Below are 24,050 nucleotides of genomic sequence, written 5' to 3'. Positions count from 1 at the left end.
AGAGCGATTAGAACTCTTCTTCCTCGGCGCCGGCTCCCGGCGTCTCGAACAGCTCGGCAGCGCGCAGCAGCCCGGCGAGGATGGCGTGCTGCTCCCATTCCGGTAGCCCGGCGAAACGCTCCAGTGCGTGCTCGGGCAACAGCGTCGGCCCATTCCTGAGCGCTCGGCGCCCGACCGCTTCCAGGCTCAGCCACTGCTTGCGGCGGTCATCGTCGTCGCGCCGGCGGGTCAGCAGGCCCTTGCTTTCCAGGCGGGTCAGCGCGCTGGAAATGGACGACTGCGACAGCGCCACCTGCCGCGCCAACTGACCAGCGGTTATCTCCCCCTCCAGTTCGACCACCTGCAGGATCAGCAGCTGCAGCGGCGTCAGTTCGCCGTCGCGGCCCAGGCTCTTGGAGTGCACTTCCGCCGCCTGCTGCAGCCGTCTCAGGGCCTGCAACATGGAGAGTGCGTGGGCGTTACGCATCGCAGTCTTGCTCTCGGCCATCTCAGTCCACCTGCTGCTCCGTCATTTTTTCTCAATGAAATCAGATAGAACTCTCGCCAGATCGACGGGTCATCCCCTAAGGCGTCCATGAGGCGCCACCCACTTGATCCCCAACGGAGAACCGGTAAGGAAATGTGCGGACTAGCAGGAGAGTTACGTTTCGACAAACAGGCTGCGGACCTTGCCGCGGTCGAACGCATCACCCATCACCTCGCCCCGCGAGGCCCCGATGCCTGGGGCTTCCACAGCGAAGGGCCGGTGGCCCTGGGGCACCGGCGGCTGAAGATCATGGACCTGGCCGAAGCATCCGGTCAGCCGATGATCGACACCTCGCTGGGCCTGTCGCTGGTGTTCAACGGGGCAATCTACAACTACCCCGAACTGCGCGGCGAGCTGGAAGCCCTTGGGTACCGCTTCTTTTCCGGAGGCGACACCGAAGTACTCCTCAAGGGATACCACGCCTGGGGTGAACAACTATTGCCACGCCTCAATGGCATGTTCGCCTTCGCCATCTGGGAACGCGACAAACGGCGCCTGTTCATCGCCCGCGACCGCCTCGGCATCAAGCCGCTGTACCTGTCGCAGACCGGCAAGCGCCTGCGCTTCGCCTCCAGCCTGCCGGCGCTGCTCAAGGGCGGCGACATCGACCCGGCGCTGGACCCGGTGGCGCTCAACCATTACCTCAACTTCCACGCCGTGGTCCCCGCGCCGCGTACCCTGCTGGCCGAGGTGCAGAAACTGCCGCCGGCCACCTGGATGACCATCGACGCCGAAGGCCACACCGAGCGCCAGCGCTGGTGGACCCTGGACTACGGGCCGCTGCCGGACGAGCGCGAGCTGACTCTGGACGACTGGGAAGACCGCCTGCTGAGCAGCCTGCGCGACGCCGTGAGCGTGCGTCAGCGTGCCGCCCGCGAAGTCGGCGTGCTGCTCTCCGGCGGAGTGGATTCCAGCCTGCTGGTCGGCCTGCTGCACGAGGCCGGCGTCGAGGACCTGTTGACCTTCTCCATCGGTTTCGAGGATGCCGGCGGCGAGCGCGGCGACGAATTCCAGTACTCCGACTTGATCGCCAGGCGCTACGGCACGCGCCACCACCAGTTGCGCATCGACGAGAACGAAGTGATTTCGCAATTGCCGGCAGCCTTCCGCGCCATGAGCGAGCCGATGGTCAGCCACGACTGCATCGCCTTCTACCTGCTCTCGCGGGAAGTTTCCAGGCACTGCAAGGTAGTTCAGAGCGGCCAGGGCGCCGACGAGCTGTTCGCCGGCTACCACTGGTACCCGAAGGTGGCCGGCGCCAAGGACCCGCTGCAGGCCTACCGCGCCGCCTTCTTCGACCGCACTCACGGCGAGTACCTGGACACCGTGCGCGAAGCCCTGCGGGTGGAGGACGTGGCCAGCGAGTTCGTCCGCGAGCACTTCGCCCAGGCCGGCGCGGATGATCCGGTGGACAAGGCCCTGCGCCTGGACAGCACCATCATGCTGGTCGACGACCCGGTCAAGCGCGTGGACAACATGACCATGGCCTGGGGCCTGGAGGCGCGCGTGCCGTTCCTCGACTACCGCGTGGCCGAGCTGTCGGCGCGCATTCCGTCCCGCTTCAAGCTCGGCGACGGCGGCAAGCAGGTGCTCAAGGCGGCCGCGCGCAAGGTCATCCCCAGCGAAGTGATCGACCGGCCCAAGGGGTACTTCCCGGTACCGGGCCTCAAGCACCTGCAAGGCAATACCCGCGCCTGGGTCAGCGAGTTGCTGCTGGACCCGAGCCAGGACCGTGGGCTGTTCGAGACGGCGATGTTCGACCGCCTGCTCAGCGACCCGGCAAGCGACCTCACCCCGCTGCGTGGTTCCAAGTTGTGGCAGTTGGCGGCCCTCAACCTCTGGCTGACGGAACAAGGCCTATGAGGGACTGTTGATGCTTCGCTGCGGCCACGCCAGCGCCGCCCATTACGCAGCGCCCGGCACGAAGCGGAAGTGCGGTGGTTCCAGCAGCCAACGCATCACGTCTTGCTGCGCAATAGACGGGCTGGCCCTTCGGGTTGCGCGGCTCGCAGCAAAGCAACAACAGTCCCTCGGCTCGGCAACGCCGCCTCGTGCGGCGTTGCCTTTTCTTTCAGCCCAGGACAGAAGCCTTATCAGGGAGCGCAAGATGAAACCCCATTCCAACCTGCCCCATCCTCACAACCAGAGGTTGCTACGCGGCCAGACACCGACCTACGAGCGGCTGCAGGCGCGTTTCGCCGGTGATCACGCGGAAAGCCACGGCCCGCTGATCCTGCAGTGCGGCTGGGGTCGCCTGCTGATCGGCCACACCTTCTCCAGCCCCGACAAGCTCGCCGCCGAGCTGCTCAACGAACAACCCGGCGAACGCGACATCGCCCTTTACGTGGCCGCGCCGCAGCAGGTGCTGGCCCATGCCCCGCAGCAACTCTTCCTCGACCCTTCCGATGCGCTGCGCCTGTGGTTCACCGACTACCGCCCGGCGCGCCGCCCCTTCCGCGGCTTCCGCATCCGCCGCGTACACAGCGATGACGACTGGGCGGCGATCAACCGCCTGTACCTGTCGCGCGGCATGCTGCCGGTCGATCCGTCCAACGTCACCCCGCGCCACCAGGGTGGCCCGGCCTACTGGCTGGCGGAGGACGCCGAGACCGGCACGGTGATCGGCACGGTCATGGGCATCAACCACGCCAAGGCCTTCCGCGATCCGGAAGGCGGCTCCAGCCTCTGGTGCCTGGCGGTGGACCCGCAGTCCAGCCGACCCGGCGTTGGCGAAGCGCTGGTGCGCCACCTGATCGAGCACTTCATGAGCCGGGGGCTTGCATACCTGGACCTGTCGGTTCTGCACGGCAACCAACAGGCCAAGTCGCTGTACCGCAAGCTGCGCTTCCGCGAGCTGCCGACCTTCGCGGTGAAGTGCAAGAACGGCATCAACCAGTCGCTGTTCCTCGGCCCCGGCCCGGAGGAAGGGCTCAACCCCTACGCCAGGATCATCGTCGACGAATCCCATCGGCGCGGCATCGAGGTGCAGGTGCAGGACGCCGACGCCGGCCTCTTCACGCTCACCCAGGGCGGCCGGCGCATCCGCTGCCGCGAGTCGCTGTGCGACCTCACCAGCGCCGTGAGCATGAGCCTGTGCCAGGACAAGACCCTCACCCACCGAGCCCTCGACCGCGCCGGCCTGCGCCAGCCGCAGCAACGCCTGGCGGGCAGCGCGCAGGAGAATGCCGCGTTCCTCGAAGTGCACGGCGCGCTGGTGGTCAAACCGGTGGACGGCGAACAGGGCCAGGGCGTCGCCGTGGACCTGCGCACAGCCGAAGAAGTCGAGGAAGCCATTGCCCACGCCAGGCAGTTCGACACGCGGGTGATCCTCGAGAGCTACCACCCCGGGCAGGACCTGCGCATCGTGGTGATCGGTTATGAAGTGGTGGCCGCCGCCATCCGCCGCCCCGCCGAGGTGATCGGTGATGGCCGGCACAGCATCCGCAAGCTGATCGAGGCGCAGAGCCGCCGTCGCCAGGCCGCCACCGGCGGCGAGAGCCGCATCCCGCTGGACGGCGAAACCGAACGCACCCTGAGCGCCGCCGGCTTCAGCTACGACGACGTGCTGCCCAGCGGCCAGCGCCTGGCTGTGCGGCGCACCGCCAACCTGCACACCGGCGGCACCCTGGAAGACGTCACCGAGCGCCTGCACCCGGCACTGGCCGACGCCGCCATCCGCGCGGCGCGGGCGCTGGAGATTCCGGTCACCGGCCTCGACCTGCTGGTCACCGAGGCCGACCAGGCGGAGTACGTGATCATCGAAGCCAACGAACGCCCCGGCCTGGCCAACCATGAGCCACAACCCGTCGCCGAGCGCTTCGTCGACCTGCTCTTCCCGCTGAGCCGCGAACTGCTGCACCGCGACAACCGTGACCAGCCACACCCCAACGTGGAGGCCCCGGCATGACCCAACTGCCACAACCGGACCTGAACTATCTGCAGCGCGTGCTGCTGGAAATGCTCGCCATCCCCAGCCCTACCGGTTTCACCGACACCATCGTGCGCTACGTCGCCGAGCGGCTGGAGGAGATCGGCGTACCCTTCGAGATGACCCGCCGTGGGACCATCCGCGCCACCCTGCTGGGGCGGCGCAAGAGCCCGGACCGCGCGGTCTCGGCACACCTGGACACCATTGGCGCGATCGTCCGCGAGATCAAGCCCAACGGCCGCCTGGCACTGGCGCCGGTGGGTTGCTGGTCGAGCCGCTTCGCCGAGGGCAGCCGCGTCACGGTGTTCTGCGAGAACGGCGTATTCCGTGGCAGCGTGCTGCCGCTGATGGCCTCTGGGCACGCCTTCAATACCGCCGTGGACACCCTGCCGATCAGCTGGGACCACGTCGAGCTGCGCCTGGATACCTACACCGCCAGCCGTGCCGACAGCGAATCGCTGGGCGTGGCCATCGGTGATTTCGTCGCCTTCGACCCGTTGCCGGAATTCACCGAAAGCGGCCACATCAGCGCCCGCCACCTCGACGACAAGGCCGGCGTCGCCGCGCTGCTGGCTTCGCTCAAGGCCATCGTGGAAAGCGGCCAGGTGCCGCCCATCGACTGCCACCCGCTGTTCACCATCACCGAGGAAATCGGCTCCGGCGCGGCCGGCGCGCTACCCTGGGACGTGAGCGAGTTCGTCGGCATCGACATCGCCCCGGTGGCCGAGGGACAGAACTCCAGCGAGCACGCGGTGAGCGTGGCCCTGCAGGACTCCGGCGGGCCCTACGACTTCCATCTTTCCCGTCACCTGCTGCGCCTCGGCGAACGCCATGAGGTCGCCGTACGGCGGGACCTGTTCCGCTACTACCACAGCGATGCGCAGTCGGCGATCACCGCCGGCCATGACATCCGCACCGCCCTGCTGGCCTTCGGTTGCGACGCCACCCACGGCTACGAGCGCACCCACATCGACAGCCTTGCCGCCCTGGCGAAACTGCTGACGGCGTACATGCTCAGCCCACCGGTGTTCGACAGCGATGCGGAACCCAGCGAAGGCACGCTGGAGCGTTTCAGCAAGCAGCTGGAGCATCCGGTGCACATGGAAAGCACCACCCACGTGCCGCCGGTGGACGACCTGATCGACAGCGGCGATGGGTCGTCCGACAAGGGCAAGGACTCGGACAAGAGCAGGAAGTGAAGCTGCGCTGAGCGCAGCGCGGGACTACAATCCCGCGCTGCGATTCACGAGCACGATTCACGAGTAGCCCGCCATGCTGATTCCCTTCGAGCTGATCGAAGCCGACACCCTAAACAACCTGCTGGAAGACTTCGTCACCCGCGAAGGCACCGACAACGGCGACGACACGCCGCTGGACGTACGCGTCGAACGCGCGCGCCATGCACTCAAGCGCGGCGAGGCGGTGATCGTCTTCGATCCGGAAAGCCAGCAGTGCCAGCTGATGCTGAAAAGCGAAGTGCCGAAGGAGTGGCTGGAGGACTGAAGCACGCGCCCAGGAACACCTCACGTCCACCCATCCTACGAAGAAGCTCAGCGGCAAGATGGGAGCACGACGTAGGGCGCATAACGCCAAGGGCGTTATCCGCCGGATGCTTAACGGCTCAGGGGGCCAGACGCGGCCCGAGGAGCACCACGCTGGCGCCGATCACGCACAGCGCCACGCCCACCCAGTCGCTCCACAGCGGGCGGCTCTTCTCGACGAAGGCCAGCCAGAACAGCGACGCGGCGACATAGATGCCACCGTACGCGGCATAGGCGCGCCCGGCGTAGTTCGCCTCGACGCGGGTGAGCAGCAGGGCGAAGACCGTCAGGCTCAGCAGGCCGGGAATTATCCACAGGGCGCTCTTGTCCAGGCGCAGCCAGAGGTAGAAGGCGTAGCAGCCGGCGATCTCGCAGAACGCGGCGAGGACGAACCAGAGGTAGTTGATCATGGGGCTCTTTCCGTGACGGGAAGTGCGCCGGTCAGCCGCGCAGGCCGCCCTCGCGTTCCCAGGCGCAGCGCACTTTCAACTCGCCTTCGCGCGGGCTGTGGAAGCCGTTCTCGGATTCCCAGCGGAAGGTGTGGCTGCCGTTGACTTCGGTTTCCAGGTGCACCACCGCGCTGGCCCAGTAGAGGCGACGCAGCAGGGCTTCGAACTGTTCGACCCAGAGTTTCCACTCGTACTCGATGGTCTGGTAGCTGGCGCCGAAATGGATTACCTGGGACTGGTACAGGCCCGCGCCTTCGGTCTCGCAGCGGCTGAACATCTCGCGGCCAAGGAACGGCCAGGCTTCGCCCATGGGCAGGCTGTCGAGCACCTTGCGGTTGGCGGCGCGGCGCAGGCGGCGCTCCATCGAGTCGCCGGGCCAGTCGCGGATGCAGCCATAGACGATGGATTCACAGTGCAAGCGGGTTCTTCCTTCAATGACACGCAAGCCTTCTAACACAGGCCTGGCATCGCGCAAAGCGCGAATCCCCGCAGCTGCGCAGTAGCCCGAAAAAGCAAAAGCCCCGCGAAATGAGCGGGGCTTTCACCGGGGTCCAACGTACATCAGCCAGGCAGGCCGGTGACTAAAACTAACCCTTTGCACCGGCCTGGGCAAGCCCTCTCTTTCATTGCACCGAAAGGGGGCGAATTCCTTGTTCAGAACCTGCTTTACGATCTTGCGAGCTAGAGCAGAACAAGGCGAGGGCAGCTGAGAAAGCGGAGTGGACACGTAGTCCATGAGCATTTCTCAGCTGCACTCAACGCAGTTATGCCGACGCGCAGCAGATCGTAATCAGGTTCTCAGCTGAGGCTGCGACGCTTGGCCTGCATCTTCTCGGCCATTTTCGCCATTTCGTCGTAGATCGCCTGGGGGTTCTGCTGCTTGATCTGCCAGGCCATGCGGCCCTGCTCGTGGGGCAGGATCATGAAGACGTCGCGGGCCACTTCCTGGTGGATGTAGTCGGCGATGTCGGCGGCGCTGATGGGCGAGCTTTCCAGCAGCTTGCCGACCTGGGTCTTCATCTCCGGGCTCGGGCCACGGAAGGAGTCCAGCAGGTTGGTCTGGAAGAACGACGGGCAGACCACGTGGACCTTCACGTCCACCAGGCTGAGGTCGGCCAGCAGGCTTTCCGAAAGCGCCACCACGCCGGCCTTGGCCACGTTGTAGTTGCTCATCGCCGGGCCCTGCATCAGGGCGGCCATGGAGGCGATGTTGACGATGCGCCCCTTGCTCTTCTCCAGCAGCGGCAGGAAGGCCTTGCAGCCCTTGACCACGCCCATCAGGTTGATCGAGATCTGCCAGTCCCAGTCTTCCAGCGAGAGTTCGCTGAAGAAGCCGCCGGAAGCGACGCCGGCGTTGTTGACGATGATATCGATGCCGCCGAATTTCTCTTCGCAGGACTGCGCCAACTGGGTCAGCTGGCTGTAGTCACGCACGTCGCAGCGCTGGGTGAAGCCGTCACCGCCGGCCTCGCGCACCAGCTTCAGGGTTTCCTGCAGGCCTGCTTCGTTGACGTCGGCCAGCGCCAGCTTCCAGCCCTCGCGGGCCCAGCGCAGGGCGATTTCGCGTCCGAGGCCGGAACCGGCGCCGGTGATCATGATGCGATTTTGCATAGGGGAGGTCTGCCTTTTCTTGTCTTGTTCGGGACGGGTGATCGACAGGGTCTGTCGACGACTGTGGCCCGAAGTGTAACCAAGGCTTTCCGCTATCAGCGGCGAAATCAGGGCGCTGAATGCCCCTGGCAAACCGCCGGCGCACTAGCGCTTCGCGGGTTGCGCGATCAGGCCTGGAGGAGCACGCAGAGCTTGCCCAGCACCAGGGCGATGCCGGCGGAGACAAGAAGGTGGGCGGCGCAGTTGATGCGCTCGCGCTTGAACTGGGCGAAGCCGCTGATGCGGTAGCGCAACATGAAGACACCCAGCGCCACGGGAAGGGCCGGGCCGAGGAAGGCGAACTGCCAATAACGATCCGGATTGACCACCGGGTCCAGGGTCATGGCTTCGGCCAGCGGCGGCAGGCCCAGTCCGCATTGAACGAGCAACCACACCACGCCGAGCACAACCAGTACAACGCCCAGCATCCCTACGACTCCCTGATGGCAAAGGCCCAGTATGTTAGTACAGGTGCCCCCCGAGGGCTGTGCGACGAATCACCCTGTGGCGTATCGGCGCTGTGACGAAAGCCGAGGGAATCAGTTTTTCTCCACGCCTCGGCGCCAGGGTTTCCCACCTCGCCCCAGCCCTCTCCCTTGCGGAGAGGGTCAGGGTGAGGGGTTGCAACTGGCTCAGATCCGCCCGAGCAACAACAACACCAGCAGCACGATCAGCACCACGCCGATCACACCGGACGGGCCGTAGCCCCAGTTGCGCGAGTGGGGGAAGACCGGCAGGCCGCCGATCAGCATCAAGATCAGGATGATCAACAGGATGGTCCCGAGTCCCATATCGTCTCTCCTCTTTCAGTCGACGAGGGGCGATGGCTCGCGGTGTTGCGATTGGCCAGCGCTTGTAATGTCCGACCGGGAGGGTGCGCGGAAGATTCAAAGAATCTGCGTGCGCCAGGCTCAGCTCAGCTCAGCTCAAGTCGCGGGGCAGCGAGCCCTTGCGCAGGCGCAGGAACATCAGCGCGGCGGTGCGCGCATCGCCGATGGCGGTATGGCGTCCTTCGATGGGGATATCCAGATTGCGCGCCAGGGTATCGAAGCGCAGGTCCAGGTGCAGGTCGGGAAAGCGCCGGCTCATCTTGCGGTGGTAGATCTCCGAGACCTCCACGCGGGGGTTGTCCAGCCGCGCGCCGAACTGTTCATGCAAGTGCCGGCGCAGCACCGCGACGTCGAACGACAGGTAGTAGCCCAGCAGCGGCCGTTCGCCGATGAAGGCCTGCACCCGGCGCAACGCCTCCACCAGCGGCAACTGGCCTTCGAGATCGGCACGACGCAGTTTGTGGATGCGAATCGACTCGCCGTCCAGCGACGGCGGCGGCTCCACCAGCAACTCCAGGCGCTCGCCGAGGATCAGCTTGCCACGCCGGATCACCACCGCGCCGATGCTGAGGATGTCAGCCTTGCGCGGGTCGAGACTGGTGGTCTCCAGATCCAGCGATACCAGCTCTTCCGCCTCCGCCGGATCGTGCCGCCACCAGTAGAGGCGGCGGCGCCAGGCGGACCAGTGCGGATCGGGGGCAGCGACGCAGGCGTTCATCGGGTCTCCAGGTGAAATTGGCGGGTCAGGCTCTGCTTGAACTTCTTCACCGTGTGCAGCCCGAAACGCAGCAGGTCGCGCTCGTGGCGGCTGAGACGGGAAACATCGAGCCCTTGTTCGCGGCCATCGCGCTGGCCCTCCAGTTGCTGGCGCAGGCGCAGCTGGAGGAACAGCTCGAAGGCTTCGCTCAGGTTCTCGACCAGCGACTCGTCCAGCACGCCGAGCGCCTTCAGCGCGGCGAGGCGGCCGAGGGTGCCGCGCTCGTCCAGCCCTTCGCGCACGGCCAGCACGCGTGCGCCGTGGACGATGGGGAAGATGCCGCCACGCTTGACGTCCAGCTGCGCGTCCTGGGTCTTGAGCTGGCCGAGGAAAGTCAGCGGCGTATCGAATTGCAGCGCCGGCAGGGCCAGGTCGCTCATCCAGCGGCTGCTGTCGCCGGCCAGCTCGTACAGGCAGTCGCGCAGGCTGTCGAACAGCCTCCGGTTGCCAGCCACTGGCCAGGCATCGGCGAGAATCGACAGGCGCATCAGTTGTTCAGGGCGACCTTGCAACGGCAGCTCGCGCAACTCGCGTTGCCACTCGGACAAGGGTTTGCACCACTCCGGCCGACTGGCCATCACGCCACCGGGGCACGGCGGGTAACCGAACTCCAACAGCGCGGCGGAGAAGCGCTGCATCAGCAGCAGGCCCTGTTCCACTGGCAGGCCGTCATCGAGAATCAGCGCGTTGTCCTGGTCGGTCTTGAGCAGCTGTTCCGCTCGCCCTTCGCTGCCCATCACCAGCAGGCAGCAACGGCCGCGCAGCACCGGCGGCACCTGCAGTTCGAACAGGCGCTCAAGCAGTTGTTCGTTGAGCGCGCTGACCAGTTGCATGATGAAGCGCAGGCGGATGCCATTGCCCGCCAGGGTCGCGATCAGTGTGTGCAGGGTCTCGGCGGCGGCGCGCAGCTCGGCCTCGCTTTCGGCGCGGGCGATGCGCAGCGCCAGCACGTGGGAATGGGTGGAGAACAGGCTGAGCACCTGGGTCAGGTGCAGCAGGCCGACCACCCTGCCCTCCTCGCACACCGCCACGCGTTCGATGCGCTGGCGAGTCATGAGGATCATCGCGTCGAAGAGGAAATCGCCCAGCTCGACATGGCTCAGCGGACGGTGCGCCAGTGGGCCGATGGGTTGCGCCTCGCTGAAGCCGTCGCGAAAGTGCGCGGTCATCAGGTCGGTGCGGGTGACGATGCCCAGCGCGCCATCCTCGCGCACCAGCAACGCGTCCGCGCCACGGCTGAGTTGCAGGCGCGCCGCGTCGCCCAACGGCAGGCCGGGCTCGACTTCGATGGCCGGTAGCAGGTGTTCGGGGGCGATGCGGGTCAGGATGAATTCGGCAAGGTTCTGCCCGTCGCGCCGCTCCAGCTGGCGCTTGCTGGCCAGGTCCGCGCGGAAGAAGCGGGCGAACTGCGGGTTGTCCGTGCACAACTGGTGGAACACCGCCGCCGGCAGTTCGTAGACGATGCTCTCTTCCACCGCCTGGTAGCGGTGCTTGCTGCTGCCGGAGAACAGCCCGCGCACGTCGAACAGGTCCTCGGCGCCATACTGGGCGAACAGCTTGCCGTCTTCGCCGCGCTCCTCGATCACGCCCTTCATCAGCACGAACAGGCAAGGCACCGGCGCACCGGCTTCGAGCAGCACTTCGTCGACCGTGTAGTAGCCCACGCTCAGCGCGTCGCGCAGTTGCTCGCGCTCCAGCGGGCGAAGCTGGTCGAAGGGTGGCGAGGCGAAGTTGAAATCGTCGGACATCCGTCATCCATCCCTGTCAAAAAAGCGGGGCCGGGGGTGTTTCCACCCCCGGCCCCGGCAGGTTAGCTCAGGCTATCAGTGGGCGGCTGCGCCACTGGCACCCAGACCGGTCTGCGAACGGATGAACTGCGGGAAGAAGCGCGCGCGCTCTTCGTCGGCAGCGGTCGACTTGTCGGTGATGGAGAAGAACCAGATACCGATGAAGGCCACGGCCATGGAGAACAGCGCCGGGTACTCGAACGGGTAGATGGGTTTCTCGTGGCCGAGGATCTGCACCCAGATGGTCGGGCCGAGGATCATCAGTACCACCGCGGTGATCAGGCCCATCCAGCCGCCGATCTTCGCGCCGCGGGTGGTCAGCTTCTTCCAGTACATGGAGAGCAGCAGCACCGGGAAGTTGCAGCTGGCGGCGATGGAGAAGGCCAGGCCGACCATGAAGGCGATGTTCTGCTTCTCGAACAGGATGCCGAGCACGATCGCGACGACACCCAGGCACACGGTGGTGATCTTCGAGACGCGCAGTTCATCCTTCTCGTTGGCCTTGCCGCCCTTCAGCACGCTGGCGTACAGGTCGTGGGACACGGCCGAGGCGCCGGCCAGGGTCAGGCCGGCAACCACCGCGAGGATGGTGGCGAAGGCCACGGCGGAGATGAAGCCCAGGAACAGGCTGCCGCCGACGGCATCGGCCAGGTGCACGGCCGCCATGTTGTTGCCACCCAGCAGGGCGCCGGTGGCGTCCTTGAAGTCCGGGTTGGTGCTGACCAGCAGGATCGCGCCGAAGCCGATGATGAAGGTCAGGATGTAGAAGTAGCCGATGAAGCCAGTGGCGAAGAACACCGACTTGCGGGCTTCCTTGGCGTCACTGACGGTGAAGAAGCGCATCAGGATGTGCGGCAGGCCGGCGGTGCCGAACATCAGCGCGAAGCCCAGGGAGAACGCGGAGATCGGGTCCTTCACCAGGCCGCCGGGGCTCATGATGGACTCGCCTTTGGGATGGACCTTGATGGCTTCGGAGAACAGGGTGCTGATGTCGAAGTTGACGTGCTTGAGCACCATGATCGCCATGAAGGTGGCGCCCGAAAGCAGCAGCACGGCCTTGATGATCTGTACCCAGGTGGTGGCGAGCATGCCGCCGAACAGCACGTAGAGCACCATCAGGATGCCGACCAGCACCACCGCGACGTGGTAGTTCAGGCCGAACAGCAGTTCGATCAGTTTGCCGGCGCCGACCATCTGCGCGATCAGGTAGAAGGCCACGACCACCAGCGAACCGCAGGCGGACAGGGTGCGGATGTCCTTCTGCTTGAGGCGGTAGGACGCAACGTCGGCGAAGGTGTACTTGCCCAGGTTGCGCAGGCGCTCGGCGATCAGGAAGAGGATGATCGGCCAGCCGACGAGGAAGCCGATGGAGTAGATCAGGCCATCGTAGCCGGAGGTGAACACCAACGCAGAAATGCCGAGGAAGGACGCGGCGGACATGTAGTCGCCGGCGATTGCCAAACCGTTCTGGAAGCCGGTGATGCTGCCGCCGGCGGTGTAGAAGTCGGCGGCGGATTTGCTGCGCTTGGAGGCCCAGTAGGTGATGCACAGGGTCAGGCCAACGAAGGCGACGAACATGACGATGGCGGAGACGTTCAGCGGCTGGCGCTGTACCTCGCCGGTGAGGGCGTCAGCCCAGAGTGCAGGTGCGAACGCGGCCAGAGCGAGGGCCGCAGAAATTCGGCCTTTCATTGCTGGGCCTCCTTGAGGATTTCCTGATTCATGCGGTCGAATTCGCCGTTCGCGCGGCGCACGTAGATGCCGGTGAGCACGAAGGCCGAGAGGATCAGCCCGACGCCCATGGGGATGCCCCAGGTGACGGACGAATCGGCACTGATCTTCGCGCCGAGCAGCTGCGGCTGGAAGGCGATGAGCAGGATGAAGAGCACGTACAGGCTCAACATGATCAGGGAGAGCAGCCAGGCGAAGCGCTCGCGCTTGGCCACCAGCTCTTTGAAGCGCGGATTGGTATCAATCCGCTGGTAGATGCTGTCGTTCATTTTGTTCTTGTCCTCACAGCGGGGATGACGCGGATGTCGTCGATCCCTAATTTATTTGAGCGCTGCAAGGGCTCCAGACGACTTTAGTCGTAGCGTTTAGCCAGACTTCGCGGACAAGCCCGGAATAGACGCTGTGAAATAAAAAAATCCCCCGCGAACCCGGAGGTTCGCGGGGGATTTTTCTACATCGGAACAGGCGATTCGGGGCTGGCGTCAGCGCTCGGCCACCAGACGCTCCATCATCGCGGCAGGGGTGTAGCGGTACAGGGTTTCGGCGCTCACCGGTGCGGGACGGGCCTCAAGGAAGCGCGGCAGGTCGTCCGGCGAATCGACGCCCCAGATGAAGAAACGGCCCGGGTCGTAGAACGACTCCTGCTTCACCCGCGCGTTGGTGGTCAACAGCTTCTTGCCGAAGAACAGGGTCTCCAGCACCCGCAGGGTGTAGCCAGCCTGGCCGGTCTGGTTGACCTCCACCAGCACGTCGGCGCCCAGGGTCATCCGCAGGCTTTCGCGGTAGGGGTAGATGGCGCTGACGTGATACGGCGAAGCAACCTGGGTGGACTTGTCGCGCACGATGTGGAAATCAAGCTCGCAGCCCTGCTTGCGCAGAGCCTCGGCGATGGCCAGTACGGTGGCCGAACGCCCCTTGTCGCGGCCGAGGAACGTGCAGGTACGGCCGGTGCCAGTGCTGCTCGAACTGCTTGCCAGCTGCCTCGCCGCCGCCTCACTGAAGGGGAAGAACTGGTCAAGCCGTTCGACGTCCAGCAGAGAACACTGCTCGGGATCGAAGCTGTAGACGCGGTCGAAGAGGCCGCGCACCGAATCGATGAACTGGCGGTCCACCAGGTCGCGAACCAGCAACACCTTGTGGCCATTGAAGGTGCTTGCGATGCCGGCGTTGATACCGTGCAGCAGCTCTCCCTCGTTGCAGACCAGGATGTCTCCGGGGCGTTCACCATGCCGAGCGTTGACTCTCCGGCCCAGCCATTCCAGCGGCATCGGCACCGGCAGGCGCTTGCCCAGTGATCGGAACAACCGATAGATGCGCCGAACGTAGCCGGGCACCTGGACGATACGGACGTCGAAGTTGTCCTTCAGCGACTCGATCATCGCCCGCTCGTACTCGGCCTTCCAGCCCAGGAAGAAGATTTTCACTCGATCAGAACACACGCACTGCAATACCCGTGGAAAGCGACGCAGGGCAACATCGAACCGACAGCCCAACGGGATGCCGACCACTTGCACCAGCGATCGAGGCTCGACGCGAGCCAGTCAATGGAAGAGGTCGATTATCCCCCAGGAACCACAGCCGTGGAAACCGGGCGTCGCCCGCCCCTGCATGGCCACCGCGAAGGACGCGCACAAAGAAAATCCCCCGCAGTCGCAATGACTGCGGGGGATTGTCCCATATAGCGCGAGAGTGCGACCTAGGCGATCACAGCCATTCCTTCACGCGATCCGGGTGCGCCTCGACCCATTTCTTGGCGGCCACGTCCGGCTTCTCGCCGTTCTGCACGGCCAGCATGACTTCGCCGATCTCCTGGCCGTCCTTCCACTGGAACTTCTTCAGGAAGGCCCAGACTTCCGGTGCCTTCTTCTCCAGTGCCGGGTTCGCCACGCTATCCACGTGCTCCTCGTCGCCATAGACCTTCTTCGGGTCTTCGAGGAACTTCAGTTTCCACTTGGCGAACATCCAGTGCGGAATCCAGCCGGTCACCGCCACGGCCTTCTTGTCGTTCTCCGCGCGGGTCAGCTCGGAGATCATGCCGCTGCCGGAACTGGCCACCAGCTTGTAGTCCAGGCCGTAGTCCTTGATCGCCTGGTCGGTCTTGAGCATCACCCCGGCGCCGGCGTCGATGCCGACGATGCGGCCGCCGAAATCTTCCTTCTGTGCATTGAGGTCTTCGATGCTGTTGGCTTTCACGTACTCCGGCACGATCAGGCCGATCTTCGCGCCCGGGTAGTTCACACCCAGGTTGACCACCTTGTCCTTCATCTTCTCGTAGTAGGCGCCGTGGGTGACCGGCAGCCAGGCCGAGAGCATGGCGTCGAGCTTGCCGCGCGCCACGCCCTGCCACATGATCCCGGCGGCGACTGGCATCAGCTTGACCTGATAGCCGAGCTTCTCGCGCATGATCTCGGCGGCGACGTGCGTGGTCGCCACGCTGTCCGACCAGCCGTCCACGTAACCGATGGTGATTTCCGGCTTGGCCGCCGCACCGGCCAGCCCGGCAGCCGCCGACAGCACCAGCCCTGCGCCCAGGCCCAACAGGCGTCGCATCATTCGCATGGTTTTCTCCCCGTGATTTTATCGGCGCGCCTGGGCGAACCCGGCGCATTTCGCGGTCTTGGCCGCCCCTTCATGATCGGCGCACCCTGATGGCGAACTGCTCTGAGAGCGACGCCAAACGGTCCGATCCGCGACAGAACCCGTCCATCCACGACCGCGCCATTCCAACCACGACCCCGCTGCCGGCCTATCGCCTCCATACAGAGGCTCGATTACCCGGCGGGGTTCCCCCGCAGTAGTCTTTCAGCAACGGAGAATCATTCTCGACTGGAGGATCGCCACCATGCTCAAGACCGTCACCTTCACCCTGATGCACTTCATGATCGCCTTCAGCGTCGCCTACGCGCTGACCGGCAGCATCACCGTGGGCGGGCTGGTCGCGGTGGTCGAGCCGCTGTGCAACGCGGTGGGCTTCCACTTCCACGAGAAGGTCTGGAAGCGCATCGAGGGCAGCGCCGCAGGCGAATCGGCGCCGGCGCACCACTGGATTCACCGCCACGCCTGAGTGCCCCGCGCAGGCACTGACGGCGGCCGACGGCGTTGCTAAGATGCGCGCCTCGCCACGGTTCGCGTGCCCCCATGCCACAGTCCTCGCGCTTTCCGCTCCTCCCCTATTGCCTCGCCCTGCTGCTTGCCCTGATCGCCCTCTGCGGGCTCTGGTACGGCCTGGGTAAACCGGTGGTCCTGCCCGATGCGGCCACGCCCACGCACAAGCTGCAGTGCGCGTCCTACAGTCCGTTCGCCAAGGACCAGTCGCCCTTCGACCAGCCTTTCGTGCTGCGCCCGGAGCAGATGGACGCCGACCTGGCCCTGCTGGCGACGCGCTTCGACTGTGTGCGCACCTATTCCATGACCGGCCTGGAAAGCATCCCGGCGCTGGCCCGCAAGCACGGCCTGAAGCTGATGCTCGGCGCCTGGGTCAACGCCAACCCGGTGGACACCGAGCGTGAAGTCGAGGCGCTGATCAAGGCCGCCAACCGGTACCCGGACGTGGTGCAGGCGGTGATCGTCGGCAACGAGACCCTGCTGCGCAAGGAAGTCACCGGGCGCTACCTGGCAGGACTTATCCACAAGGTGAAGGCCCAGGTGCGCCAGCCGGTGACCTACGCCGACGTCTGGGAGTTCTGGCACCAGCACCCGGAAATCGCCCCGGCGGTGGACTTCGTCACCATCCACCTGCTGCCCTACTGGGAAGACAACCCCAGCGGCATCGACGATGCCCTCGCCCATGTGGCGAAGATCCGCGAGGACTTCGGCCGCGAGTTCGCTCCCAAGGACATCCTCATCGGCGAGACCGGCTGGCCCAGCGAAGGCCGCCAGCGCGAGACCGCCCTGCCCAGCCGGGTCAACGAGGCACGGTTCATCCGTGGCTTCGTGCACATGGCCGAAGAGAAAGGCTGGCACTACAACCTGATCGAAGCCTTCGACCAACCCTGGAAGCGCCAGAGCGAAGGCGCGGTGGGCGGCTACTGGGGGCTGTTCAGCGCCGACCGCGAGGAAAAAGGCGTGCTCGCCGGGCCGGTCAGCAACCTACCGGGCTGGCCGCAATGGCTGGGGCTTTCCGCCGTGATCCTGCTCGGCGCCCTGCTGGTGGGCGGCCGCCCGGCCTCTGCCCGCAGTGCTTTCCTGCTGCCGCTGGCCGGCGCGCTGGGTGCCGGCTGCGTCGGCCTGTGGCTGGAGCTGTCGGTGATCACCAGCCGCTTCTGGGGCGAATGGCTCTGGGCGGCGGCGCTGGCCGGCCTCAACCTGCTGGTACTGCTGCACATCAGCCTGGCGCTGTCAGCCCGCGCGGGTTGGCGCTCGCAGGCGTTCGACGTCCTGCAGCGCCGCGCCGGACTGTGGCTGGCGACCGCCGGTTTCGCCGGCGCGGTGCTGATGCTCGGGATGGTCTTCGACGCGCGCTACCGCAGCTTCCCCAGCGCGGCCCTGCTGTTCCCGGCGCTGGTCTACCTGTGCCGGCCGGTTGCCGCGCCGCGCCGCGAAGCGCTACTGCTGGCGCTGATCATCGCCGTCGGGATTCCCGCACAGCTGGCACTGGAAGGCCTGAGCAATCTTCAGGCACTGGGTTGGGCGGCGGTAAGCCTGCTCCTGCTGGGCGCACTGTTGCGCGGGCGATGCCCGGCCGAACCAAAGGCCTGACTCAGCGGGCCGGCGCGCGCACCAGACGCAGCCCGGCCAGCACCACGGCGAAGACGGCGAGCCCGGCGTTGTAGAGCACCAGCGCCGGCAGCGTGACCAGCATGGCCAGTACCGCCAGCCACCAGCCTGCCTGGCGCGGCACGAAGAAGGCCAGCAGCGAAAGCCCCAGCGCCAGCTTGCCGAACACCCCGAAATGAATCGCCCAGCCCAGTTGCGAACGTGCGCTGCACTCCCAGCGCGTGGCTTCGTCGGCGCAGATACCCACCCAGCGACTGTCCTCCATCAGCCCGAAACGCAAGCCATAGCTGGCGGCCAGCCAGAGCGCCAGGGCGAGCGGCAGGAGGATCAGGGGCAAACGTCGGGACATGGCGCCACTACTCCGGGAGGCGGGAAATCGGCGCCCAGCATAACCAGCGCCGGGGCCGATGCAAGAGGGGCCAAAGCCTGCTTAAACTTCCTTCACCCACGGAGCCTTCGATGAAGCGATCGACCCTGTTCCTGCTGGTCTGCGCGGCCTCCAGCTTCTGGTGGCTGTGGCCGACCGCCCGCCCCCACGCACCGCAGCAGCACAGCCAGGCCCTGTCCGCTGGCGGCTTCCGCGTCGAGCGCTATTCCATCTATCCGCTACAGGACTTCAGCATCGAGGCCCGCGTGCTCGGCCGCGAGGATTACCGCCTGGGCCGCGAGGCCGAACTGTCGCCCACCGACCTCGCCCTCGGATGGGGACCGATGGATGATCCGAAGGTGTTGGCCGATATCCGCATCAGCCAGGGCAACCGCTGGTTCTACTGGCACGCCGACAAGCTGCCGATTCCCCGCCGCGAGCTGGAAACCCACGCCGCCAACATGCACATGATCCCGGCCAATGACGGCGTGGCGAGCACCCTGGCCCATGTCAGCGCCGGGGAGCACGTGCGCCTGTCCGGCAAGCTGGTGCGCGTGGAAGGCGACGACGGCTGGCGCTGGGTCAGCTCGCTGACCCGCGAGGACACCGGCGCCGGCGCCTGCGAGCTGATCTGGCTGGAAAGCCTGGAGCGTTTCTGAAGCGTCCTGTTGCCAGCGGCGCGGGGCTTTGGGCATGCTCCGGAGCATTCGCAGCACAAGGAAACTTTCATGCCTCGCGTCACCCTGCGTCCTGCCGCCCCCGACGACATTCCACTGATCCTCGAGCTGATCCGCGAACTGGCCGACTACGAAAAGCTGGTCCACGAAGTGAAGGCCGACGCCCAGCGCATGCACGACCACCTGTTCGGCCCGCGCCCCTATGCCGAAGTGCTGATCGGTGAAGTGGACGGCGAGCCCCAGGGCTTCGCGCTGTTCTTCCACAACTATTCCACCTGGCTGAGCCAGCCGGGGATCTACCTCGAAGACCTCTACGTGCGCCCCTCCGCCCGTGGTGCCGGCCTGGGCAAGGCATTGCTGACCGAGTTGGCGCGGCTGGCGGTGGAACGCGATTGCGGACGCCTGGAATGGTCGGTACTGGACTGGAACGAACCCGCCATCGGTTTCTACCGCAGCCTGGGCGCGCGCCCACAGGACGAATGGACCGTCTATCGTCTAACCGGCGACGCCTTGCGTGACCTGGCGCGCAAGGGCTGAAACGCATATCGCACTTGTAGGAAATGTGCTGGTCTTAATGCCCGGTCACCCTAGAGTTGGCCTCCTCTTGAAAGGACTCCGAACCATGACATTTCTTCGCCGCGTGGCCGCCCTGATCGGCGGCCTCGCACTGGGGCTCGCCGGGCCCGCTTTCGCCCGCGATGTGGATCAGGCCAGCTACGGCTATCCGTTGCTCAACCCGTTCGAGGCGACCATCGCCACTACCCCGCCGGAGCTGCGCCCGCAGTTGCCAACGGACGACGACATCCGCCAGTCGGACTACGCGCTCAAGCTGCGCCCGGAGCGCGAGCATGAGCTGCCGAGCAACTTCTGGCCGGTGAAGAAGCTGCACTACCGCCTGGCCTGGCAGAACCACGAAGCACCGCTGGTGTTCATCATCGCCGGCACTGGCGCCCACTACTCCAGCACCACGCCCGAGTACCTCAAGCGCCTGTTCTACAACGCCGGCTACCACGTGGTGCAACTGTCCTCGCCGACCAGCTGGGACTTCATGGTCGGCGCCTCCCGCGTCGCCACGCCCGGCTACACGCCCGACGACGCCGATGACCTGTACCGGGTCATGCAGGCCGTGCGCGCGCAGCATCCGGACCTGCCCGTCAGCGACTACTACCTGACCGGCTACAGCCTCGGCGCGCTGCACGCGGCCTTCGTCAGCAAGCTCGACGAAACCCGCCGCAGCTTCAACTTCAAGCGCGTGCTGCTGCTCAACCCGCCGGTGAACCTCTACACCTCGGTGAGCAACCTCGACAAGCTGGTGCAGACCCACGTCAAGGGCATCAACGACACCAACACCTTCTACCAGGTGGTGCTGGCCAAGCTGACGCGCTACTTCGAGCAGAAGGGCTATGTCGATCTCAACGACGCCTTCCTCTTCGACCTGCAACAGTCCAAGCAGCACCTCTCCAACGAGGAAATGGCCATGCTCATCGGCGCGGTATTCCGCTTCTCCTCCGCCGACATCGCCTTCACCTCGGACCTGATCAACCGCCGCGGCCTGATCACCCCGCCCAAGTACCCGATCACCGAAGGCACCAGCCTGACGCCCTTCTTCAAGCGCGCCATGCAGTGCGACTTCGAGTGCTACATGACCGACCAGCTGATGCCGCTGTGGCGCGCCAAGTACGACGGCGGCAGCCTGCCGCAGCTGGTTGACCAGGTCAGCCTGTACGGCGTTCAGGATTACCTGAAGGAGAGCCCGAAGATCGCCGTCATGCACAACGCCGACGACGTCATCCTCGGCCCGGGCGACATCGGTTTCCTGCGCCGTACCTTCGGCGACCGCCTGACGCTCTACCCGCGCGGCGGCCACTGCGGCAACCTCAACTACCGCGTGAACGCCCAGGACATGCTCGACTTCTTCAAGGGACAGGATGCCACGGCCACCGGCATCGCCACCGCGCAGACAGGGAACTGACTCCATGCCACTTCGCCATTCCTGGACTCTCGCCCTGCTGCTGGCCTGCGGCCTCGCCCAGGCCGAGACGCCGCAACCCATAAAGACCCCGACCTCCACCGCCTTCGACATGGCGCCGGACGAGGACGGCTTCAAGCACCCCCTGGACGCGCTGAAGTTCAACCCCGGCCTCGACCAGCGCGAGTTCGAGCGCGCCACCTTCGACGCCCTCAACGTCTATGACCCCTGGGAGTCGTGGAACCGCCGGGTCTACCACTTCAACTACCGCTTCGACGAGTGGGTGTTCCTGCCCGTGGTGAACGGCTACGAGTACGTCACCCCGCGCTTCGTGCGCACCGGGGTGAGCAACTTCTTCAGCAACCTGGGCGAGGTGCCGACCCTGCTCAACAGCGTCGCCCAACTCAAGCCCGAGCGCGCGGCGAACAGCACCGCGCGACTGCTGTTCAACACCATCCTGGGCATCGGCGGCCTGTGGGACCCGGCCACGGCCATGGGCCTGCCCAAGGTCAGCGAAGACTTCGGCCAGACCCTGGGCTACTGGGGCGTACCGGACGGCCCGTACCTGATGCTGCCGATCCTCGGCCCGTCCAACCTGCGCGACACCGGCGGCCTGGTCACCGATTTCATCGCCGCCCGCGAAGTGAATTACCTGAACTACTCCGAGCTCAGCCGCGATTACTGGGAGCTGCCGGTGCTGGAGATCGTCAACAAGCGCTACAGCAACAGCTTCCGCTACGGACAGATGAACACGCCGTTCGAGTACGAGAAGCTGCGCTACTTCTACACCGAAGCCCGGCGCCTGCAGATCCAGGAGTAAGCCGGACCGCCGCCTTCGGGCGGCGGTTTTTCTTCCGGGCAATAATCGAATTAATCGATAGTTAGACCAAAAAACTCGCAACCATTCATCCATCAATTGGGACTAGGATGATCTCCATTCACAGATCAAGGAGGTCCCCATGACCCGTTTGCGTACCGTGATCGACCAGCACATCGGCCACCCCGCCTCCGACGGCGCCGGCGTGCGCCTGACCCGCGTGATCGGCGGCCCCGGCATCGAACGCTTCGATCCGTTCCTGATGCTCGACCAGTTCGACACGCAGAATCCCGACGACTACATCGCCGGCTTCCCGGCCCACCCGCACCGTGGCTTCGAGACCGTCACCTACATGCTCGAAGGGCGCATGCGTCACGAAGACCACCTGGGCAATACCGGCCTGCTCAAGCCCGGCGGCGTGCAGTGGATGACGGCGGCCCACGGCATCATCCACAGCGAGATGCCCGAGCAGGTGGAAGGCGCCATGCGCGGCTTCCAGCTATGGCTGAACCTGCCGGCGAAGGACAAGCTGTCCCCGGCCGGCTACCGCGACATCGAACCCGAGGACGTGCCCCACGTGACCACCGCGCAAGGCGTGGGCGTGACCGTGATCGCCGGGCGCTTCGACGATGGCCAGACCGTCACCGAGGGTGCCGTGCAACGACCGGGCACCGAGCCGCACTACTACGACCTGGTGCTGCCGGCAGGCACCTCCGTGGCACCGCGCATTCCGGCGGGCCATCGGGTGATGCTGTACGTCTACGAAGGATCGCTCAAGGTACCGGGCGAGCGCGGTGACGAGGCCGTCGCCACCAACCGCCTGGTGCGCCTCGGCCAGGGCGACGAGATCCAGCTGTCCAGCGACAAGGGCGCACGCGCCCTGCTGCTGGCCGGCAAGCCGCTCGATGAACCGATCGTGCAGTACGGCCCGTTCGTGATGAACAGCCGGGAGGAGATCGAGCAGGCCCTGCGCGATTACCGCGATGGTGTCTTCGCCGTCTGAAGCCTCACCGGCCCCCTGTAGGAGCGGGCCAAGCCCGCGATCAGCGGACAAGGTCCGCTGTTACAGGCGTCTGCGGTTTACAGCGACCAGTCTTCCATCCCCAGAAAGCGCGCGATCTCCGCGCGCTTTTCCATGGCGTCGCGATACCCCAGTTCGATCAGAGCGTTGCAGTACCCTGGCTCGAACAGCAGGTAGCTGAGCACGCCCGCCCCGCTCGCCTTGGTCGCCCCCGGCCCGCGCAGGAACAGGCGCAGCGGCCTGGGCAATTCGTGGCGGTACTGCGCGGCGATCTCGTCCAGCGGCCGGCTCGGTGAAATCAGCAGCACATCCACCGGCGCCAGCCCCAGCGTCGCCCGACGCGCCTCTTCGGGCACCAGTGAGCTGAGGAAGTTGATGCGGTGCAACAGTTCGATGTCGCCTTCGAGGCTGTCGATGAAGGTGCTGTTCAACAGGTGGATACCCACCTGCGCCAGGCTCGGCGGCTGGCCCGTGCGGTAGTTGGCCACCTGCTCGTTGGCGCTGCCCACCGTGGGGTTGCCACTGACACCGATCACCAACACCCGGTTTGCGCCCAGGTGCAGCGCCGGGCTGATCGGCGCCTGCTGGCGTACCGCGCCGTCGCCGAAGAACTCGCGGAGAATCTTCACCGGGCGGAACAGCAGCGGTATCGCCGAACTGGCCAGCAGGTGCTCGATCTGCAGCCGCGTCGGCACGCCGATGCGCCGGTGGCGCAGCCAGGGATCGATGGTGGCGCGGCCCTGGTAGAAGGTCACTGCCTGGCCGGACTCGTAGCCGAAGGCAGTAACCGCCACCGCACGCAGATTGCGCCGACGCACAGCGGCGGCGATGCCGGAGAGGTCCAGTTCACGTTCGAGCAGATAGCGCAGCGGCGTGCTGTCCAGCAGCGCGACCGGCTCGCGCTTGCCCAGCCCCAGCAGGCTGTGGCCAAGGAACTTGAAGGCCTGGCTGAACACGCCGGGCCAGTCGGCGCGGTACACCTGCCCGGTGCGGAAGCCCTTCCAGACCTTGGTCAGCCGCTCCACCGCACCGGTAAAGGACAACGCCCCGCAGGCCAAGCCGACGGCATTGATGGCGCCGGCGGAGGTGCCGACGATCACCGGAAAGGGATTCTCCGCCCCCTCCGGCAACAGTTCGGCGATGGCGGCCAGCACGCCGACCTGGTAGGCCGCCCGCGCGCCGCCGCCGGAGAGGATCAGGCCGGTGACGGCCGATGATCTTGCGGGAGTGGCGGGAGGAGTGGCGGAGTCGGTCACGGCAGAAGTCCTTGTCGCGTCGTTTCCA

General features: G+C 65.9%; 25 protein-coding genes. 11 read left to right on the top strand and 14 right to left on the bottom strand.

Going from position 1 to position 24,050, the window contains the following annotated elements; translation table 11 throughout:
- Positions 1-7: 7 nt before the first annotated feature.
- Positions 8-487 carry a MarR family winged helix-turn-helix transcriptional regulator gene (locus IB273_RS11615; protein ID WP_081520255.1) on the bottom strand — a complete coding sequence of 160 codons (480 nt, stop codon included), beginning with the start codon at positions 485-487 and terminating at the stop codon, positions 8-10.
- A gap of 132 nt (positions 488-619) precedes the next feature.
- On the opposite strand from IB273_RS11615, the gene IB273_RS11610 reads away from it, so the two are divergent.
- The 4 genes from IB273_RS11610 to IB273_RS11595 all read left to right on the top strand — a co-directional run bounded on the left by IB273_RS11610 (position 620) and on the right by IB273_RS11595 (position 5,957).
- Positions 620-2,389, top strand: coding sequence for an N-acetylglutaminylglutamine amidotransferase (locus IB273_RS11610; protein WP_192224116.1), 1,770 nt, complete (start codon positions 620-622; stop codon positions 2,387-2,389).
- 244 nt (positions 2,390-2,633) lie between these two features.
- Complete coding sequence (gene ngg, locus IB273_RS11605) at positions 2,634-4,433, top strand: N-acetylglutaminylglutamine synthetase (protein WP_192224115.1); 1,800 nt, start codon at positions 2,634-2,636, stop codon at positions 4,431-4,433.
- Positions 4,430-5,653: an osmoprotectant NAGGN system M42 family peptidase gene (locus tag IB273_RS11600; protein ID WP_081520252.1), complete on the top strand. Its 1,224-nt coding sequence runs from the start codon at positions 4,430-4,432 to the stop codon at positions 5,651-5,653. Before ngg ends, IB273_RS11600 begins: the two co-directional genes overlap by 4 nt.
- Positions 5,654-5,726: 73 nt before the next feature.
- On the top strand, positions 5,727-5,957 hold the full coding sequence (locus IB273_RS11595; RefSeq protein WP_081520251.1) for a YheU family protein: 231 nt from the start codon (positions 5,727-5,729) through the stop codon (positions 5,955-5,957).
- A 118-nt stretch (positions 5,958-6,075) separates the two neighbouring features.
- Here IB273_RS11595 and IB273_RS11590 read toward each other — a convergent pair whose 3' ends face one another.
- The 11 genes from IB273_RS11590 to IB273_RS11540 all read right to left on the bottom strand — a co-directional run bounded on the left by IB273_RS11590 (position 6,076) and on the right by IB273_RS11540 (position 15,758).
- The gene (locus IB273_RS11590) at positions 6,076-6,405 is read right to left on the bottom strand and encodes a YnfA family protein (RefSeq protein WP_138215220.1); all 330 of its coding nucleotides are present in this window, start codon (positions 6,403-6,405) and stop codon (positions 6,076-6,078) included.
- Between the two features lie 31 nt (positions 6,406-6,436).
- Positions 6,437-6,862, bottom strand: a complete 426-nt coding sequence (locus IB273_RS11585; protein WP_024766159.1) for a hypothetical protein — start codon at positions 6,860-6,862, stop codon at positions 6,437-6,439.
- 380 nt (positions 6,863-7,242) lie between these two features.
- The gene (locus IB273_RS11580; protein ID WP_045210280.1) at positions 7,243-8,055 is read right to left on the bottom strand and encodes an SDR family oxidoreductase; all 813 of its coding nucleotides are present in this window, start codon (positions 8,053-8,055) and stop codon (positions 7,243-7,245) included.
- Between the two features lie 167 nt (positions 8,056-8,222).
- Positions 8,223-8,522 (bottom strand): hypothetical protein, encoded by a 300-nt coding sequence (locus IB273_RS11575; RefSeq protein ID WP_081520249.1) that lies wholly within the window; start codon positions 8,520-8,522, stop codon positions 8,223-8,225.
- A gap of 204 nt (positions 8,523-8,726) precedes the next feature.
- Positions 8,727-8,885, bottom strand: a complete 159-nt coding sequence (locus IB273_RS11570; protein ID WP_081520248.1) for a DUF3309 family protein — start codon at positions 8,883-8,885, stop codon at positions 8,727-8,729.
- 130 nt (positions 8,886-9,015) lie between these two features.
- Positions 9,016-9,642, bottom strand: a complete 627-nt coding sequence (locus tag IB273_RS11565) for a 3'-5' exonuclease (protein ID WP_192224114.1) — start codon at positions 9,640-9,642, stop codon at positions 9,016-9,018.
- A complete protein-coding gene (locus tag IB273_RS11560; RefSeq protein ID WP_192224113.1) occupies positions 9,639-11,429 on the bottom strand; it encodes a DUF294 nucleotidyltransferase-like domain-containing protein in 1,791 nt (596 codons plus the stop codon). The genes IB273_RS11565 and IB273_RS11560 overlap by 4 nt, the downstream gene beginning before the upstream one ends.
- A 75-nt stretch (positions 11,430-11,504) precedes the next feature.
- Complete coding sequence (locus IB273_RS11555; protein WP_081520245.1) at positions 11,505-13,160, bottom strand: cation acetate symporter; 1,656 nt, start codon at positions 13,158-13,160, stop codon at positions 11,505-11,507.
- Positions 13,157-13,468: a DUF485 domain-containing protein gene (locus IB273_RS11550; RefSeq protein WP_081520244.1), complete on the bottom strand. Its 312-nt coding sequence runs from the start codon at positions 13,466-13,468 to the stop codon at positions 13,157-13,159. Before IB273_RS11550 ends, IB273_RS11555 begins: the two co-directional genes overlap by 4 nt.
- 213 nt (positions 13,469-13,681) lie before the next feature.
- Entirely contained in the window at positions 13,682-14,623 is a 942-nt protein-coding gene (locus IB273_RS11545) for a hypothetical protein (protein ID WP_151187951.1), read from the bottom strand.
- Positions 14,624-14,903: 280 nt separating this feature from the next.
- Positions 14,904-15,758 (bottom strand): glycine betaine ABC transporter substrate-binding protein, encoded by an 855-nt coding sequence (locus IB273_RS11540; protein ID WP_081520242.1) that lies wholly within the window; start codon positions 15,756-15,758, stop codon positions 14,904-14,906.
- Between the two features lie 283 nt (positions 15,759-16,041).
- Between IB273_RS11540 and IB273_RS11535 the strand changes: the two genes are divergently transcribed.
- Positions 16,042-16,263 carry a DUF2061 domain-containing protein gene (locus tag IB273_RS11535; RefSeq protein ID WP_192224112.1) on the top strand — a complete coding sequence of 74 codons (222 nt, stop codon included), beginning with the start codon at positions 16,042-16,044 and terminating at the stop codon, positions 16,261-16,263.
- Between the two features lie 74 nt (positions 16,264-16,337).
- On the top strand, positions 16,338-17,897 hold the full coding sequence (locus tag IB273_RS11530; RefSeq protein WP_192224111.1) for a beta (1-6) glucans synthase: 1,560 nt from the start codon (positions 16,338-16,340) through the stop codon (positions 17,895-17,897).
- A 1-nt stretch (position 17,898) separates the two neighbouring features.
- Here the strand turns inward: IB273_RS11530 and IB273_RS11525 are convergent, their stop codons facing one another.
- Entirely contained in the window at positions 17,899-18,264 is a 366-nt protein-coding gene (locus IB273_RS11525) for a hypothetical protein (RefSeq protein ID WP_192224110.1), read from the bottom strand.
- Positions 18,265-18,374: 110 nt separating this feature from the next.
- On the opposite strand from IB273_RS11525, the gene IB273_RS11520 reads away from it, so the two are divergent.
- The 5 genes from IB273_RS11520 to IB273_RS11500 all read left to right on the top strand — a co-directional run bounded on the left by IB273_RS11520 (position 18,375) and on the right by IB273_RS11500 (position 22,748).
- The gene (locus IB273_RS11520) at positions 18,375-18,941 is read left to right on the top strand and encodes a hypothetical protein (protein ID WP_192224109.1); all 567 of its coding nucleotides are present in this window, start codon (positions 18,375-18,377) and stop codon (positions 18,939-18,941) included.
- A gap of 69 nt (positions 18,942-19,010) precedes the next feature.
- The gene (locus IB273_RS11515) at positions 19,011-19,496 is read left to right on the top strand and encodes a GNAT family N-acetyltransferase (protein WP_192224108.1); all 486 of its coding nucleotides are present in this window, start codon (positions 19,011-19,013) and stop codon (positions 19,494-19,496) included.
- Positions 19,497-19,581: 85 nt separating this feature from the next.
- Positions 19,582-20,931, top strand: coding sequence for a serine/threonine protein kinase (locus IB273_RS11510; protein ID WP_081520236.1), 1,350 nt, complete (start codon positions 19,582-19,584; stop codon positions 20,929-20,931).
- 4 nt (positions 20,932-20,935) lie between these two features.
- On the top strand, positions 20,936-21,748 hold the full coding sequence (locus IB273_RS11505; RefSeq protein ID WP_151187955.1) for a VacJ family lipoprotein: 813 nt from the start codon (positions 20,936-20,938) through the stop codon (positions 21,746-21,748).
- A 139-nt stretch (positions 21,749-21,887) separates the two neighbouring features.
- Entirely contained in the window at positions 21,888-22,748 is an 861-nt protein-coding gene (locus IB273_RS11500; protein WP_192224107.1) for a pirin family protein, read from the top strand.
- Between the two features lie 77 nt (positions 22,749-22,825).
- Here IB273_RS11500 and IB273_RS11495 read toward each other — a convergent pair whose 3' ends face one another.
- Positions 22,826-24,022, bottom strand: a complete 1,197-nt coding sequence (locus IB273_RS11495) for a patatin-like phospholipase family protein (RefSeq protein ID WP_192209766.1) — start codon at positions 24,020-24,022, stop codon at positions 22,826-22,828.
- Between the last annotated feature and the right edge of the window lie 28 nt (positions 24,023-24,050).

Source organism: Pseudomonas sp. PDM19, assembly GCF_014852215.1.
Taxonomy (GTDB): domain Bacteria; phylum Pseudomonadota; class Gammaproteobacteria; order Pseudomonadales; family Pseudomonadaceae; genus Pseudomonas.
The sequence above is the reverse complement of the archived record's forward strand: the minus strand, read 5'-3'. Positions and strand labels throughout refer to the sequence as shown.